Raw genomic sequence first — 15,720 nt, 5'->3', positions numbered from 1 at the left:
TTCGTCAGATGCCCGAGGCGCTGCCCCTGCAGCCGGGTGACCCGCGCAGGCTCGGTTCGTTCGAGGTCACGGGCCGGCTCGGCGTCGGTGAGCAGGGCGCCGTCTTCCTCGGCCGCGACCCGTCCGGCGGCCCCGTCGCCGTGAAGGTCCTGCACGTGCGGCTCAGCGGCGAGCCCGTCGCCCGCTCCCGGTTCGCCGGCGCGTTCACCTCCGCCCGCAAGGTCTCGGGGTTCTGCACGGCGGCGATCCTGGCCGCCGACGTGGAGGGCGACCGTCCGTACGTGGTGAGCGAGTGGGTGGACGGGCCGTCCCTCCAGCAGCTCGTGGACGCCGAGGGTCCGCGCGGCGGCGCGGTGGTCGAGCGCCTGGCGGTCGGTATGGCGATCGCGCTCGCGGCCGTCCACCGCGCGGGTGCCCTTCATCACAACCTGAAGCCCGCGAACGTCCTGCTGGGGCGGAACGGGCCCCGGATGAGCGACTTCGGCATAGCGCACGCTCTGGAAGCGGTGAACGTCGCGTTCAGCGGCCACAACACCGAGGACCCGTCCTACAAGGCGCCGGAGCAGTTGAGCGGCATGGGCATCGGCCCCGCCGCCGACGTGTTCGCCTGGGCGTCGACCCTGCTGTTCGCCGCCACGGGCAAGGCGCCGTTCGGTGCAGGCTCGCCGTCCGAGGTGATGCAGCGCATCGTCTACGACGAGCCCGACCTGTCGGACGTACCCGATGCGGTGCGGGAGGTGATGGCGGACGCCCTGGTGAAGGACCCGGCCGCCCGTCCCTCGGCCCCGCGCATCCTTGAGCGGCTTCTCGGCTCGGACAGTTCGCTTCCGGCCCGCATGCCGCCGTCGATGGTGGAAGAGGGACGCGCCCTGGCCGCCGGCCCCGCATCGGGCCCTGATGGCCGCGTCGTCCGGAAGGACGTCCCTCCGGCGGCGCCGCCGCGTTCCCCTATGGGCGCCCCAGCACCTCCCATGGGGGCCCCGGGCGGGCCTCAGCGGCCTGCACCTCCGATGGCTCCGCCGCCCATGGCACCTCAGGGGCCGCCGGTGTCTCCCGCCGCTCAGCCTGGGCCGATCGCAGCCCCCGGGCCGGTCGGCACACCCGGGCCGGTCGGCATGCCCGGGTCAGTTGGAATGCCCGGGTCAGTTGGAATGCCTGGGCCGGTCGGGACGCCCGGGCAGGTCGGGACGCCCGGTCCGTCGGGGCCGTCGCAGGAGGCGGCATCGCCGTCCATCCCCCTGCTCGGCAAGCTCTCGCGCACCCGCAAGGCCCGCCGCGAACCGGAGCCCGCGGCGGAGCCGGTCCCCCAGGTCGACCTTGACCCGGCGGCCTTCGAGGCGACCGCGACGTTCGGCGCCGTCGGAGTGGACCACCCGGCGGACTCCGCCCGGCGGCACGGGGCCGCCCGGTCGGACGAGACCACGAGGCTCGACCCGGTCGCCGCCGACCCCACGGCCACGTTCGACGCGGTGGGGTCCGACCCGACCGCGACCTTCGACGCGGTCGGCATGGACGCGGTCGGCATGTACGACCACCCCGCCCCTGGCGGTGACACGGCCAGCAACCTCATCCCGGGGCTCGGCCATGGGCGGGACGGCGGCGGGCACCGCTCCTCGCCGCTGTCCTCCATCGCGCGCATGCGCCGCCCCAGCAACCATGTGCTCGGGCTCGTCCTCTCCCTGTTCATCGGCGTCAGCGTCGGCATCGCCATCATCGCGCTGGTGCTGTGGCCGCAGCTCAAGGGCGACGATGGGTCGCCCTCCGGGAGCGCCAACGCGTCCAGCAACCGTCCCGTGACGACGGTCCCCTCGTCCTTCGCGGGCACCTGGAAGGGGACTCTGGTCAACACCAACCGCAATGTGTCCTTCCCAGTGCAGGTCACGTTCCAGTCGGGGGGCACCACGGCCCAGGCGGTGTATCCGCGGGAGAAGTGCACTGGCACCCTCACGCTGGCCAGGGGCACCGAGAGCGCGCTGAAGATGAACCTGTCCATCGGCAAGCCGTGCACGAGCGGGGTCGTCGAGATCACCCGCCAGCCGGACGGGACGCTCCAGTACACGTGGAGCAAGCCGGGCACGCAGCTCGCCTACGGCGGCCGCCTCAGCCGCGGCTGACCCCGCGGCCCCGGCCCGAACCCCAGCCCCGGCGGGTTCCCATATCCGGCAAGAAATCCAATTTGTCACCTCTTATCTGGACAGTTCCGCTAGGGTTCCCCTCGGTCGAGATCATCGGCCGTGCCGGCGGGCCGCCGCTCGCGGCCCCCGGCTGAGGGTCCCCCGGCAGAAGGAGACGCCTTGCGGGCTGTCCACCGAAGGCTGCTGCTCGCCGGCGCGGTCGCGACGAGCCTCGCCGCCGCAGCAGCACTCCCCGCGCTCGCCGGCGACTCCGACCCGTCCCTGGTGCGGGTGACGGCGGCCGAGGGCACCCCGGTGCCCGGCCAGTACATCGTCACGCTGAAGCCCGGAGCGTCCACCGACAGCGCCGCGAAGAACGTCCGGGCGGCGGGCGTCAAGCGGTTCGACGGCGTGCTGAACGGCTTCGCCGCCAAGCTGAGCGGCGACCAGCTCGACAGGCTGCGCCGCGACCGCCGCGTCGCCGCGATCGAGCAGGACCAGGTCGTCCGGGCGACCACGACGCAGCGCTCGCCCCTGCCCTGGGGCCTCGACCGGATCGACCAGCGGTCCAGGAAGCTCTCGAAGACCTACACCTACAAGTCGTCCGGCGGCGGCGTGAACGCCTACGTCATCGACACCGGCATCGACGTGCGGCACAAGGAGTTCGGTGGCCGCGCCTCCGTCGCCTGGACGGCGGGCAGGTTCGGCGGGGACGGGCGTGACTGCAACGGCCACGGCACCCACGTCGCGGGCATCATCGGGGCCAAGACCACCGGCGCCGCCAAGTCGGTCAAGCTGCGGGCGCTCCGCGTCCTCGACTGCGAGGGCTCCGGCTCCATGTCGGACGTCGTCGCCGCCGTCCAGTGGCTGCGCACCCACGCCGCCAAGCCGGCCGTGGCGAACCTGTCGCTCGGCGGGCCGAAGTCGACGGCGCTGAACACCGCCGTGGCGAACCTGTCCAAGTCCGGGGTGTTCGTGTCCGTGGCGGCGGGCAACGACAACAAGGACGCCTGCAAGTTCTCCCCGTCCGGTGCCGGATGGGTCATGACGGTCGGCGCGACCACCGTCTACGACAACCGCGCGGCGTTCTCCAACTGGGGCAAGTGCGTCGACATCAACGCACCCGGTTACGGCATCTGGTCCACCTGGCCCGGCGGCGGCCTGAAGAAGGTCAGCGGGACGTCCATGGCGGCCCCCTACGTCAGCGGCGTCGCGGCCCTCTACCTGTCCACCCACAAGAAGGCGACCTTCCCGCAGGTGCAGAAGTGGCTGAACGACAACTCCACGCACAGTCTCAAGAAGCTGCGGTCGCAGCCCAACCGGCTGCTGTACAAGGGGAAGCTGTGAGTCCGGTCACGTAGGATGGCCCGGCTCCCAGCCTGGGAGCCGGGCTTCGCGCGTACCCTCCGCCTCACCGGGCCCTTGGGTCTACCCTTGGCGAGGCTGGACGTTCTTTAGCATTCATTGACCTTCGGGCCACCGGACCTCCGTACCTACGGCCATGACGAGAGGAGAACACGTGGAGACCCCCGCCTCCACATGTCGGCCCACCGCACGCCGGCGAGGTGGACGACGCGCCGCCGCGGCTCTCGTGGCCCTCGCCGCGGCGCTGCCGCTGCTCGGCACCGCGACCCCGTCGGCGGTGGCGGCACCCCCCGCGGCCGTGCCCATGGATCCGGGCGACAGCGCCAAGTTCGCGAAGCTGAGCCGGCAGATCGCGAAGCTCGACAAGGAGTACGGCGGCGACCTCGCCAAGCTGCGGGACGCCAAGTACGCCGCCGAGAAGGCGCTGAGCAAGTCCAACGCCCTGCAGAAGGACCTCGTCGAGGCGCGCAACCTCGTCGCCCAGCTCGCGGCCTCCCAGTACATGACCGGCGGCCAGGACCCGACCGTCACCTTCGTCTCCGACGCGAACCCGACCGACCTGCTCAGCAACGCCACCCTGGTCAGCCACCTCGCGCAGAACAAGGCCGCGAAGGTCGCGCAGATCCAGAAGCTCGTCGACGACCAGCTCGCCGCCCGCAAGCAGGCGCAGCAGAAGATGGCGGACCTGAAGAAGGAACTGCGGGACCTCCAGGCCCGCAAGGCCCAGATCAAGAACCTGGTGAAGAAGTACAAGCCCGAGTCGCCGAGCGTCGGCATGGGCGGCGTCACGCCCCGCATGCTCCGGGTGAAGAACACCATCGACGTGGAGTTCGGGCCCTTCCCGACCATCGGCTGCGTCCGCCTGACCGGTGACCCGCAGGACCACGGCACCGGCCACGCCTGCGACTTCATGGTCACGACCGGCGGCGTGATGGCGTCCGGCAGCGCCCAGTCCCTCGGCGACCAGACGGCCCAGTACGCCATCTCCCACGCCAGCGCCCTGGGCATCAAGTACGTCATCTGGCGGCAGCGCATCTACGACATGCGCAGCCCCGGCTGGCGCGCGATGGAGAACCGCGGCGGCGTGACCGCGAACCACTACGACCACGTCCACATTTCGGTCTTCTAGCGGTGCCCTCGCCTCCGCCGCCCGCCGCGGAGCGCGAAGGGGCGCCCCGTAGCGGGACGCCCCTTCACCGGTCTCTCCGCCGTCAGTCGGCGTAGCTCGGCAGCATGCGCTCGTGCGCCTCGCGCAGCTCCGACAGGGCGATGCTGAACAGCTCCTGCTGATCGCCCTCCGGGCCGCGTCCGGTCACGTGGAGGGAGTCGCCGCCCGCCACGCCGATCTGCGTGACCGGGACGCCCGCCGACTCGCACAGGGCCGCCAGGCGCGCCTCGGCGCCCGGCCGGACCACCAGCATCGCGCGGGCCACCGACTCGCTGAACAGCGACACGAACGGGTCGCCCGGCAGCGTGATGCGGGCGCCGAGGCCGCCGCGCAGGCACGACTCGACGAGGGTCTGCGACAGGCCGCCGTCCGACAGGTCGTGCGCCGCCGTGACCAGGCCGTCCCGGATGGCGGCGACCATGACCGACGCCAGCGCCGCCTCCGCCTTCAGGTCGACCAGCGGCGGCAGGCCGCCCAGGTGCCCGTAGACGACGTGCGCCCATTCCGAGCCGCCGAACTCCTCGCGGGTCTCGCCGAGCAGCGCGATCGTGGCGCCGTCGGTGGTCAGCGACATGTTCACCCGGCGGCGGACGTCGTCGTGGACGCCCAGCACGCCGATCACCGGGGTCGGGTTGATCGGGACGTCGCCCGTCTGGTTGTAGAAGCTGACATTGCCGCCGGTGACCGGGATGCCCAGGTACTGGCAGCCGTCCGCGAGGCCCTCGACGGCGCGCGCGAACTGCCACATGACGCCCGGGTCCTCCGGGGAGCCGAAGTTGAGGCAGTTCGTCACGGCCAGGGGGCGCGCGCCGGTCGCGGCGACGTTGCGGTACGCCTCGCTGAGGGCGAGCTGCGCGCCCGAGTACGGGTCGAGGCGCGTGTAGCGGCCGTTGCCGTCCAGGGACAGCGCGATGCCCAGCCCGGACTCGTCGTCCACGCGGACCACGCCCGCGTTCTCCGGCATCGCCGAGACGGTGTTGCCGAGGACGTAACGGTCGTACTGCGACGTCACCCACGTCTTACTGGCGAGGTTCGGCGACCCGGCCAGCCACAGCACCGTCCGGCGCAGCTCGTCGCCCGTGGAGGGGCGCGTGAGGCGGCCCGGGGTGTCGGCCTGCAGGGCGCCGAGGTCCTGCGGGGGCTCCAGCGGCCGGTTGTAGACCGGGCCCTCGTCGGCGGCCGTGACCGGCGGGATGTCGACGATCGTCTCGCCCCGCCACGTCATGACCAGCCGGCGGGTGTCGGTGACCTGGCCGATCACCGTCGCCGGAATCTCCCAGCGGGCGCAGATCTCCATGAAGCGGTCGACCTTGTCGGGCGACACGACGGCCATCATGCGCTCCTGCGACTCGCTCATGAGGATCTCCTCAGGCCGGAGCGTCTGGTCGCGGAGCGGGACGGCGTCGAGGTCGACGTGCATGCCGCCGGTGCCGGCCGCGGCCAGCTCCGTCGTCGCGCACGACACGCCCGCGGCGCCGAGGTCCTGGATGCCGACCACGAGGTCCTCGCGGAACAGCTCCAGGCAGCACTCGATGAGCAGCTTCTCCATGAAGGGGTCGCCCACCTGGACCGACGGCCGCTTCTGGTGCGACTCCTCGTCGAACGTGGCCGAGGCGAGGACGGACGCGCCGCCGATGCCGTCCGGGCCGGTCAGGGCGCCGAACAGGATCACCTTGTTGCCGGGGCCGGGGGCCACGGCGCGCTTGATGTCCTCGTGCTTCATCACACCGACGCACAGGGCGTTCACGAGCGGGTTCTGCTCGTAGCAGGCGTCGAAGACCGTCTCACCGCCGATGTTGGGCAGGCCCAGGGAGTTCCCGTAGCCGCCCACACCGGCCACGACACCGGGCAGGACGCGCTGGGTGTCAGGTGCCTCCGCCGGGCCGAAACGCAGCGAGTCCATGACGGCGATGGGGCGCGCACCCATCGACATGATGTCGCGGACGATCCCGCCGACGCCCGTGGCGGCGCCCTGGTACGGCTCCACGTAGGAGGGGTGGTTGTGCGACTCCACCTTGAAGGTGACCGCCCAGCCCTGGCCGATGTCGACGACACCGGCGTTCTCCCCCATGCCGACCAGGAGCTTGTCGGTCTTCGGGGCCTTGTCGCCGAACTGGCGCAGGTGCACCTTGGAACTCTTGTAGGAGCAGTGCTCGCTCCACATGACCGAGTAGATCGCCAGCTCCGCCGAGGTGGGACGGCGCCCGAGGATGTGCCGGACGCGCCGGTACTCCTCCTCGTTCATCCCCAGCTCGACGAACGGCTGCGGACGCTCGGGGGTCGCGGCGGCCATGGCGACGGTGTCGGTGCCGTACTCGACGTGGCCGGAGCCCTCGATCGCCGGCTGCGGGCCGGTGCCGGGGCCGAGCGCGGGCTGCGGGCCCGTCCCGGAGCCGATGGCCGGTTGCGGCCCCGTCCCCCGGCCCACGGCCGGCTGCGGGCCGGTGCCCGAGCCGATGGCGGGCTGCGGGCCGGTGCCCTGGCCGATCCGCGGCTGCGGGCCCGTTCCGGGGCCCTCGGCGCGGACGGGCACCAGCGGCCCGGTGTGCAGGTTCACGGCGGGCTGCGGACCGGTGCCGGTGCCCACCGCCTGCTGCGGGCCGGTGCCCGTCCCGACCGCGGGCTGCGGGCCGGTCCCCGTACCCACCGACGGCTGCGGGCCCGTGCCGGTGCCCACGGCCGGCTGCGGGCCGGTGCCCGTGCCGATGGCGGGCTGCGGGCCCGTGCCGGGGCGCTCAGGGCGCGCGAGCGGGCCGGAGTTCAGGTCGACGATCGGCTGCGGGCCGCTGCTCGGGATCACCGGCTGCGGGCTCGTCCCAGTCCCAGGACCGATGGCCGGCTGGGGGCCCGTGCCCGTCCCGACCGCGGGCTGCGGGCCCGTACCGGTACCCGCAGTCGGCTGCGGGCCGGTGCCGGTGCCCACGGCGGGCTGCGGGCCCGTGCCGGGGCGCTCAGGGCGCGCGAGCGGGCCGGAGTTCAGGTCGACGATCGGCTGCGGGCCGCTGCTCGGGATCACCGGCTGCGGACCCGTCCCAGGGCCCACGGCAGGCTGCGGGCCGGTCCCGGACGCGGGCGCGGGCGCGGGCGGCGGCACCGTACCGGGCCCCACGGCGGGCTGCGGGCCGGTGCCCGAGCCGCCGGGCGCCGCCGGCGGGCGCGGTGCGGCGAAGCCGTTCATGTCGGGCGTGGTCAGCGAGGGGTCGACCACGGTGGCCACCGGGTCGCCGGCGGTGCGCTCCTCCTCCAGCGCGCGGGCGAACTCCTGCTCGGGCCCCTGGGCGGGGCCGGCCGGAGGCGCGCTCAGCGGCTGCGGCTGCGGCTGCTCACCGTCCTGCGGCAGGCCGGGAGGCGGCGGGGACGCCTGGACGGCCGGGTCCTGCTGGAGCGGGCGGCCGGTGGGGGCCGCGTGCCGGTCCTCCTCGATGATGGCCTTGAAGCCCTGGGTCACCGCGGGGTTGACGGGCTGGAGCTCGGGGTCGTCCGCGTCGGACTTGAGCTCGCCGAGCCACTCCATCGAGGGCTCGTCGGACGCGTTGCGGGTCGCTCGCCCGGACGCGTGGGGCCGTTGCTCACTCATGCGTTGACCAGTCTCTTGACGATCGAGGTGAAGAAGCCGAGCCCGTCGGTGGACGGGCCGGTCAGGGACTCCACGGCATGCTCGGGGTGCGGCATGAGGCCGACCACGTTGCCGGCCTCGTTGCAGATGCCGGCGATGTCGTCGAGGGAGCCGTTGGGGTTCAGGTCGACGTACCGGGCGACGATGCGGCCGGTGTCGGCCAGTTCGATCAGCGTCTCCCGGTCGGCGGTGTACCGGCCGTCCCGGTTCTTGATCGGGATCACCAGCTCCTGGCCCTCGCTGTACTCGCTCGTCCAGGCGGTGCCGGCGTTCTCGACCCGCAGCCGCTGGTCGCGGCAGACGAAGTGCAGCCCCGCGTTCGGCAGCAGCGCCCCCGGCAGCAGATGTGATTCGCACAACACCTGGAAGCCGTTGCAGATGCCGAGGACGGGCAGGCCCGCGTTCGCGGCGGCCACCAGCTCCGTCATGAGCGGTGCGAACCGGGCGATCGCGCCCGCCCGCAGGTAGTCCCCGTACGAGAACCCGCCGGGCAGGACGACGGCGTCGACGCCTCGCAGGTCGTGGTCGCCGTGCCACAGCGCGACCGGCTCGGCGCCGGACAGCCGGACGGCGCGTGCGGCGTCCTTGTCGTCCAGAGAACCGGGGAAGGTGATGATGCCTACCCGGGCAGCGTCCATCTGTTCTGTTCCTCCGAAATGAGGTGCGGCCGGGACGGTCGGAATCTCCTCCGCCGATCACCCCGCTGCGCGCGTCGCATACCCCCCGCGCGCGCCCCTAATCTACCCGGCGTTGTGCATGAGTCCGGCGTCGAGGCGCCGGACGAGGGCCCCGTCCCTCCAGGTCAGCCGCTTTCGCAGGTGAACGACGGTGCCGCGGTCGGGCGAGGAGTCGATGTCCAGTTCGTCCACCAGCGCCCGCATGATTTTAAGCCCGCGGCCGGACTCGCTCAACGCGCCCCGGTCGGCGGGGGCGGGCCGCGGGCCGCGGCCCGAGTCCATGACCTTGAGCAGGCACTCGCCGTCGTCGACGTGCCCGGTCACCTCGTACCCGCCGGTCGCGCGGGCGTGCTGGACGACGTTCGTGCACGCCTCGGACGCGGCGACCAGCACGTCGGCGACGCAGTCGTCGGCGACGCCGAGCCCGCGCAGGGCGTCCCCCAGGACCCGCCTGATCACCGGGATGCTCTGCGCGTCGCGCGGCAGCGCGAGCGAGAACGTCATGTCCACCCGGTCACCTCGTGTCATGCCCCGGGCTTCCCGATCGTTCCCCCGACCCCGGAGCGTGCTCGACGACTCGACGCAGCTAACACTTCCCCGGCGCCATCTCCCGTAATCGCCGTACCGACGGGTCAGTCCCGGCCGGCGCGTCGCCCCGGCGCCGCGCCGCGCCGGTTACAGAACGTGCACCTCGTAGTTCTCGATCACCGGGTTGGCCAGCAGCGTCTCGGCGATCTTGCCGACCCGCTCCAGGGCCGCCTCGTCGGCGTCCCCCTCCAGCTCCACCTCGAACCGCTTGCCCTGCCGGACCGCGACGACGCCCTCGAATCCCATCTGCGGCAGCTTCCGGGCGATGGCCTGGCCCTGCGGATCGAGGATCTCCGGCTTGAGCATGACGTCCACGACGACACGCGCCACGACCGCCCCCTCACTGATCTGCGCTTTTCCTGACGATCTGAAGCGTACGGCACCATGGCAGTCCACGACCCGTCCACACCCCCGGAGCCGTCCGATGAACATCGAGGACCTGACCCCCTCCGAGCGCCGCCTGTGGAAGGCCTTCCCCAAGGGGGAGGCGGTCGACCTGTCGGCGGGAGACCCGGCGTTCGACGACGTCGGCCAGTCCGACCGGTGGGGACACGACCGGATGGTGCGGGCCGAGGTCCTGGTCGCCCTCCTCGTCGGCGCGGTGGAGCCCGAACCGGGGCAGGTCGCCGCCGTCCGGCTGACCGGCGCCCGGATCACCGGGTCGCTGAACCTCGGGCACGCCGAGGTCACCGTCCCGCTGGCCCTGACCTCCTGCTCGTTCGACGAGGCGCCGCACCTGTACTGGGCGAGCATGAACAGCGTCCACCTGATGCGCTGCCGGCTGCCCGGCCTGGTCGCGTCCGGCACCCGGGTGGACGGCCACCTGTGGCTGGAGGGCAGCCGGATCAGCGGCGGGCTGTGGCTGGACGGCGCGAACATCACCGGCATCCTGAACATGTCGGGCGTCCAGCTGACCAATCCGGGCGGGGACGCGCTGCTCGCCGACCGCCTCGCCGTCGAGGCGAACGTGTACTGCGACCAGGGCTTCATCGCCAACGGCGAGGTCCGGCTGCCCGGCGCCCGCATCGGCGGGCAGCTGATCTTCCGGGGCGCGCGGCTCTACAACCCGGCGGGCGTCGCCCTGTACGCCAGCCGGCTGGACGTCGCCGCGAACGTGTTCTGCGACGGCGGGTTCGCCGCCGAGGGCGAGGTGCGGCTGCGCGGCGCCCGCGTCGGCGGCTACCTGTCCTTCGTCGGCGCGAAGCTGTCCGCCCCGCAGCGCACCGCGCTCAACGCCGACGACCTCGCCGTGGAGACCGACGTCTACTGCTCCGACGGCTTCACCTGCGTCGGCGCCGCCAGCTTCTCCGGCGCCCGCGTCACCGGCCAGCTCAGCCTCCGCGGCGCCCGGCTCAGCCACGAGGGGACGGCGCTGAGCCTGCAGCGCGTCCAGGCCGAGGAGCTGCTCCTGCGCACGGCCGGGCCCGTCCAGGGCATCACCGACCTCTCCTACGCCCGCATCAACCTGCTGCGCGACGACGCCGCGTCCTGGCCGGAGCGCCTCCAGCTCGACGGGCTCCAGTACGAGACCCTCGAACCGCCGCTCACCGCCCGCGAGCGCCTCGCCTGGCTGCGCCGCGACTCCGACGGCTACGCCCCGCAGCCCTACGAGCGCCTCGCCCAGACCTACCGGTCCCTCGGCCTGGACGCCGACGGCCGCTCCGTGCTGCTCGCCAAGGCCCGCGACCGGCGCAAGACCCAGGGCCCCGCCCGCAAGGTCATCGGCTGGCTGCAGGACGTCCTGGTCGGCTACGGCTACCGCCCGTTCCGCGCCGCGAGCTGGCTCGTCGGCCTGCTCGCCTTCGGCACGATCGTCTTCTCCCTGCACAAGCCCGACGTCCTGGACGACGGCCACAAGCCGCACTTCAACGCGTTCTTCTACACGCTCGACCTGCTGCTGCCGATCGGCAGCCTCGGCCAGGAGATCGAGTTCGCCCCGAAGGGCGTCTACCAGTGGATCGCGAACCTCATCGTCGCGGCCGGCCTGATCCTCGGCCTGACCGTCGCCGCCGGCGCCACCCGCGCCCTGTCCCGCGAGTGACCCTCACCGGCGGGCGTTGAGCCGCGCCGCCCGCCGCGTCAGATGGTCGCGCTCGGCCAGGTCGGACGCCTCGCGCGCCGCCTCCGCGTACAGCCGCGCCGCCGTCTCCAGGTCGCCGTCGCGCTCGTGCAGGTACGCGGCCGCCGCCGTGTACCGGGGCAGCGAGCCGTCCAGCTCCGCGAGCGCCGCCAGCCCGGCGCGCGGACCGTCCGCCTCCCCGACCGCCACCGCGCGGTTCAGCCGGACGACCGGGCTGCCGGTCAGCCGCACCAGCTCGTCGTACCACTCGACGATCTGCACCCAATCGGTCTCCTCCGCGGCCTGCGCGTCGCAGTGCAGCGCCGCGATCGCGGCCTGCGCCTGGTACTCGCCCAGCCGGTCCCGCGCGAGCGCCGCCTGGAGGACGGCGACGCCCTCGGCGATCAGCGCGGTGTCCCACAGCCCGCGGTCCTGCTCCGCCAGCGGCACCAGCGCGCCGTCCGGCGCGGTGCGCGCGGCGCGCCGGGCATGGTGGAGCAGCATCAGCGCGAGCAGCCCCGCCGCCTCCGGATGGTCGACCATCGCCGCGAGCTGCCGGGTGAGCCTGATGGCCTCGGCCGCCAGGTCCACGTCACCGGAGTAGCCCTCGTTGAACACCAGGTACAGGACGCGCAGCACGGTGCCGACGTCACCCGGCCGGTCGAACCGCACGTCCGAAACCGTCCTCTTGGCCCGGCTGATGCGCTGCGCCATGGTCGCCTCGGGCACCAGGTAGGCCCGCGCGATCTGGCGGGTGGTCAGCCCGCCCACCGCGCGCAGCGTGAGCGCGACCGCCGACGACGGCGTCAGCGACGGGTGCGCGCACAGGAAGTACAGCCAGAGCGTGTCGTCCACCGCGGCCACGGGCCCCGGCGGCGGCTCGTCCTCGACCCGGTCCTCCCGGCGGCGGCGCGCCGCGTCCGCCCGCGCCGCGTCGAGGAACCGGCGCCAGGCCCGGCTGACCAGCCAGCCCTTCGGGTCGCGCGGCGGGTCGTCCGGCCACGTCCGGACCGCCTCGACCAGCGCGTCCTGCACGGCGTCCTCGGCCGCCGCGAAGTCGGCTCCGCGGCGGACGAGGATCCCGAGCACGCTCGGCGTGAGGCTCCGCAGCAGAGCCTCGTCCATGGACGTCATTCCGTGATCGGACGTCATTCCGTGATCGTGGGCGGCTCGGTCATGAACGGGCGCACCTCCAGCCACTCGTGGATCGGCCGCCCGCCCGCCCCCGGCGCCGCCGACAGCTCCCCGGCCAGCTCGACGGCCCGCTCGTGCGAGTCGACGTCGATCACGTACCAGCCGGCGATGAGGTCCTTGGTCTCGGCGAACGGCCCGTCGGTGACCGGCGGCCGCCCCTCCCCGTCGTAGCGGACCCACATCCCGTCGGGCGACAGCGCCTGGACGTCGACCAGCTCCCCGGTCTCCTCCAGCCGCGCCGCGAAGTCGCGCATGAACTGGATGTGCGCCGAGATCTCCTCCGGCGTCCACTTGTCCATCGGCACGTCGCTCACCGCGGCCGGAGCGCCCCGGTAGTGCTTCAGCAGCAGGTACTTCGCCATCGTCTTCTCCTCGGTGCCGTACGGCCCATTCTGGCCGCGCTCACCACCGGGGACGAAGCCGCCGGCGGCATCTCGACATCCTCGCGAGAACTTTTTCCGCCCCGCCTCGACCGCCCGAGCCGCAACCCGCGTTCCACACCACCCGAAACACCGATCCCGCCCCGGACACCGCCCCTTTCACTAACGTCCACAGGATGAAAGGGGGCGGGTCATGACCCTGGAGATCGACGTCAACGCCGTACACGCCGAACTTCAGGCGATTTCAACGGCGATGTCCGAGGTGACCCGCCAGATGGGCCCGCAGACCTGGCAGGGCGGCTCCGCCGCCGCGTTCACCACCGACCTGCAGGGCCACAACCGGGCCCTGAACCGCCTGATGTTCGACGCCGAACGCGCCGTCATCCGCCACAACCAGGTCCCCCTCACCATCGACCCGCCGGAGATACCCCGCGTCACCCCACCGGCCGGGAAACCCGGCGTCGCGTCGGTCTCCCCGTCCGCCCTGGAACGCTTGGAGACGGCCCTGACGCGAGCTGCGGCCGACCTCCCCCACCGCGCCAGGATGCTCCGAGCCCGCCTGGCCCCCGCGCACCCGGACGTCCCCAGCACCGCGCCCTGCGACAACGCCGCCGCCTGGTGCCGCACCCAGGCCGGCCGCATGCGCACCCGCATCATGTACGCCTTGGCCGAAACAGAGGTCGGCCCGACCCCTCTGATCCAGGGCCCGGTCATCCAGATCCCCGATTTGGAACGCTTCGGCTCCAAAGAGATGACCGACCTGGCCCGCCTTCAAGCCCGCGCCTACCTGAAGCACACCACCCACCCGGGCTCCGGCACCCCGGCACTGATGTCCGAGATAGCGCGCACCCTGCGCGAGAACAGCAAGAACACCGCCTACCTGTCGACGTTCTTCTCCAACATCCCGCCGGGCTCCGTGGCCAAGCTCGCCTACCGCCTCCACCGCCTCAGCGGAACAAGCGGCCTGACCCCCGAGGACAAGAAGACCATCGGCGACATGGGCACCGCCTTAGCGGCCCTCTCCCGCAAGAAGGACGGCGAACCCGTAGCCGCCAAGGCCCTGGGCCCCGCCGGCACCGACATGCCCGGCCAAGCCCTCCTGGTCAAGCTGAGCGCCCCCGACGTCAAATGGAGCAGCGCCATCCTGACCGACCTGGGCAGAGCCGCCCTCCGCTGGCGCCAGAAGTACCCGTCCTACGTCATCGAAGAACAGGAGCAAATCGACGTCGCCACCGTCATCAAACCGGTCAACCAGCCCGACCACGAGTGGTGGCGGGACTGGGGCCTCGAGCAGGAGGCGAAGACACTTCGGCAGTACGACCCCGCCCTGAACGTACTGGGCCGCATCTCCGGGCAGCGGGACCTTACCGCCGCACGCAACCTGGCCGCGTCCGAACTCGAGAGCGCACTCAAGATCGAGAACGCTGAGAAGGCCGCGCCGCTGACCTGGATGACCCGGGGGAACGGGGAAACCTACGCGTCCCTCCTGGTGAGCCCCGACTGGCCGGACGGCGGCACCATCGCGGGTTCGGTGATCAAGCTCGCCACCACACCGGAGAAGGGGCATGAAGAGGAAGCCGCGACCAATGCGGCCGAAATCATGAAGACCGTCTCCTGGTGGAACGACAAGGGGCGCGAAAAGGTCGACAAACTTCTGAAGAAGGGCACCGTCCCCGACTGGTGGCCCTGGGGCGACTTCCTGCCGAGGACGGACCAGGCACCGGACGGCACCGGCCACAGCAAGCACTACATCCTCGAACTCGGCCCGGGGCTCACGTCCGGCCTGCTGGCCATGACGCGCATGTACATCCCCGCCCTCGCCGACTCCAACCGGACCAGCGGCGGCACCGAACTGCCGAACCGGGACCCCGTCACGGGCACCGTCTACGTGGACATCGGCGGGTCAGACCTACAGCATTTCCTCCGCACCTTCGCCGCCGATGATCGAGCCTGGACACAGATCGCCGTCGACACGCAGCTCTACCGCCAGCACGTCTTCGCGTGGGGACTGCGCACCGGCAAGTGGCCGCTCGCCGCGAAGCGGGTCGGGCAACTCGAGGGGAACCTCATCGCCGCCTACGGACTGGAGAGGCTCAAACGAGAGCAGATCACCCAGATGGAATTCGAGGAGGCGAAGAAGCACATCGCCGTCCTACGCGATCTCGGCGGCAGCATGCTGGGGGCGACGGCGGCGGGAGCGACACCGGGCATCACCGATGGGTATGCGATCGGCACCGAATTAGCCCTCGACAAAATAAAATACAAGGACTATGAGAAGAGGGTCGAGGAGATAAAAGGCAAGTACTCGACCTACACCGATCAACTCTACCTCGATCTGGCGCATGCAGTTCAGCTGTGGAAGGGTACGCGCACCGGAGATGAGAACCTCGATGCCGCGCTCTTGCTCTGGCCGTTCGCCGGAAGAGAGTCGAAACAGGTGATCAAAGCGATCAGGGAGACCTGGCTGACACCTGCCGGCGTCAGGCCGCAACTGAGCGGAGAGGACCTGATCGCCGATGCCGAGCGGGCGGTGGAGCACAACGCTCCGAAGGAATGAGG

The 15,720-nt window shown here is 72.1% G+C and carries 11 protein-coding genes; 5 read left to right on the top strand and 6 right to left on the bottom strand.

Annotated features, from left to right (window positions below):
- The first annotated feature begins 8 nt into the window (after positions 1-8).
- The 3 genes from CHF16_RS26960 (at position 9) to CHF16_RS26950 (ending at position 4,608) form a co-directional block, all read left to right on the top strand.
- Entirely contained in the window at positions 9-2,114 is a 2,106-nt protein-coding gene (locus CHF16_RS26960; protein ID WP_089328933.1) for a serine/threonine protein kinase, read from the top strand.
- A gap of 180 nt (positions 2,115-2,294) precedes the next feature.
- Complete coding sequence (locus CHF16_RS26955) at positions 2,295-3,461, top strand: S8 family peptidase (protein ID WP_089328932.1); 1,167 nt, start codon at positions 2,295-2,297, stop codon at positions 3,459-3,461.
- Between the two features lie 244 nt (positions 3,462-3,705).
- A complete protein-coding gene (locus tag CHF16_RS26950; RefSeq protein WP_245869274.1) occupies positions 3,706-4,608 on the top strand; it encodes a coiled-coil domain-containing protein in 903 nt (300 codons plus the stop codon).
- A gap of 82 nt (positions 4,609-4,690) precedes the next feature.
- On the opposite strand, the gene purL is transcribed toward CHF16_RS26950, so the two are convergent.
- From purL to purS, 4 genes are all read right to left on the bottom strand, one after another.
- Complete coding sequence (purL, locus tag CHF16_RS42085) at positions 4,691-8,224, bottom strand: phosphoribosylformylglycinamidine synthase subunit PurL (protein WP_342750131.1); 3,534 nt, start codon at positions 8,222-8,224, stop codon at positions 4,691-4,693.
- Entirely contained in the window at positions 8,221-8,901 is a 681-nt protein-coding gene (gene purQ / locus CHF16_RS26940) for a phosphoribosylformylglycinamidine synthase subunit PurQ (RefSeq protein ID WP_089328930.1), read from the bottom strand. The genes purL and purQ overlap by 4 nt, the downstream gene beginning before the upstream one ends.
- Positions 8,902-9,003: 102 nt before the next feature.
- On the bottom strand, positions 9,004-9,468 hold the full coding sequence (locus CHF16_RS26935; RefSeq protein WP_245869271.1) for an ATP-binding protein: 465 nt from the start codon (positions 9,466-9,468) through the stop codon (positions 9,004-9,006).
- Positions 9,469-9,615: 147 nt separating this feature from the next.
- A complete protein-coding gene (gene purS, locus CHF16_RS26930) occupies positions 9,616-9,858 on the bottom strand; it encodes a phosphoribosylformylglycinamidine synthase subunit PurS (RefSeq protein WP_179271717.1) in 243 nt (80 codons plus the stop codon).
- Between the two features lie 94 nt (positions 9,859-9,952).
- Between purS and CHF16_RS26925 the strand changes: the two genes are divergently transcribed.
- Entirely contained in the window at positions 9,953-11,569 is a 1,617-nt protein-coding gene (locus tag CHF16_RS26925) for a hypothetical protein (RefSeq protein ID WP_089328928.1), read from the top strand.
- A gap of 3 nt (positions 11,570-11,572) precedes the next feature.
- Here the strand turns inward: CHF16_RS26925 and CHF16_RS26920 are convergent, their stop codons facing one another.
- Together CHF16_RS26920 and CHF16_RS26915 are read right to left on the bottom strand one after the other, a co-directional pair.
- The gene (locus tag CHF16_RS26920) at positions 11,573-12,712 is read right to left on the bottom strand and encodes an RNA polymerase sigma factor (protein ID WP_089328955.1); all 1,140 of its coding nucleotides are present in this window, start codon (positions 12,710-12,712) and stop codon (positions 11,573-11,575) included.
- 23 nt (positions 12,713-12,735) lie between these two features.
- Positions 12,736-13,143 carry a YciI family protein gene (locus tag CHF16_RS26915; RefSeq protein ID WP_089328927.1) on the bottom strand — a complete coding sequence of 136 codons (408 nt, stop codon included), beginning with the start codon at positions 13,141-13,143 and terminating at the stop codon, positions 12,736-12,738.
- Between the two features lie 211 nt (positions 13,144-13,354).
- On the opposite strand from CHF16_RS26915, the gene CHF16_RS26910 reads away from it, so the two are divergent.
- On the top strand, positions 13,355-15,718 hold the full coding sequence (locus tag CHF16_RS26910; protein ID WP_089328926.1) for a hypothetical protein: 2,364 nt from the start codon (positions 13,355-13,357) through the stop codon (positions 15,716-15,718).
- The last annotated feature ends 2 nt before the right edge of the window (positions 15,719-15,720 follow it).

It is taken from the genome of Actinomadura meyerae, assembly GCF_900188445.1.
In the GTDB taxonomy this organism is placed as follows: domain Bacteria; phylum Actinomycetota; class Actinomycetes; order Streptosporangiales; family Streptosporangiaceae; genus Spirillospora; species Spirillospora meyerae.
The sequence above is the reverse complement of the archived record's forward strand: the minus strand, read 5'-3'. Positions and strand labels throughout refer to the sequence as shown.

Coding starts and splice junctions, on each gene's coding strand:
- CHF16_RS26915 (WP_089328927.1), bottom strand. CDS start 13,143: ATGGCGAAGTACCTGCTGCTGAAGCACTACCGGGGCGCTCCGGCCGCG.
- purQ (WP_089328930.1), bottom strand. CDS start 8,901: ATGGACGCTGCCCGGGTAGGCATCATCACCTTCCCCGGTTCTCTGGAC.
- CHF16_RS26935 (WP_245869271.1), bottom strand. CDS start 9,468: ATGACACGAGGTGACCGGGTGGACATGACGTTCTCGCTCGCGCTGCCG.
- CHF16_RS26960 (WP_089328933.1), top strand. CDS start 9: ATGCCCGAGGCGCTGCCCCTGCAGCCGGGTGACCCGCGCAGGCTCGGT.
- CHF16_RS26910 (WP_089328926.1), top strand. CDS start 13,355: ATGACCCTGGAGATCGACGTCAACGCCGTACACGCCGAACTTCAGGCG.
- CHF16_RS26925 (WP_089328928.1), top strand. CDS start 9,953: ATGAACATCGAGGACCTGACCCCCTCCGAGCGCCGCCTGTGGAAGGCC.
- CHF16_RS26920 (WP_089328955.1), bottom strand. CDS start 12,712: ATGGACGAGGCTCTGCTGCGGAGCCTCACGCCGAGCGTGCTCGGGATC.
- purL (WP_342750131.1), bottom strand. CDS start 8,224: ATGAGTGAGCAACGGCCCCACGCGTCCGGGCGAGCGACCCGCAACGCG.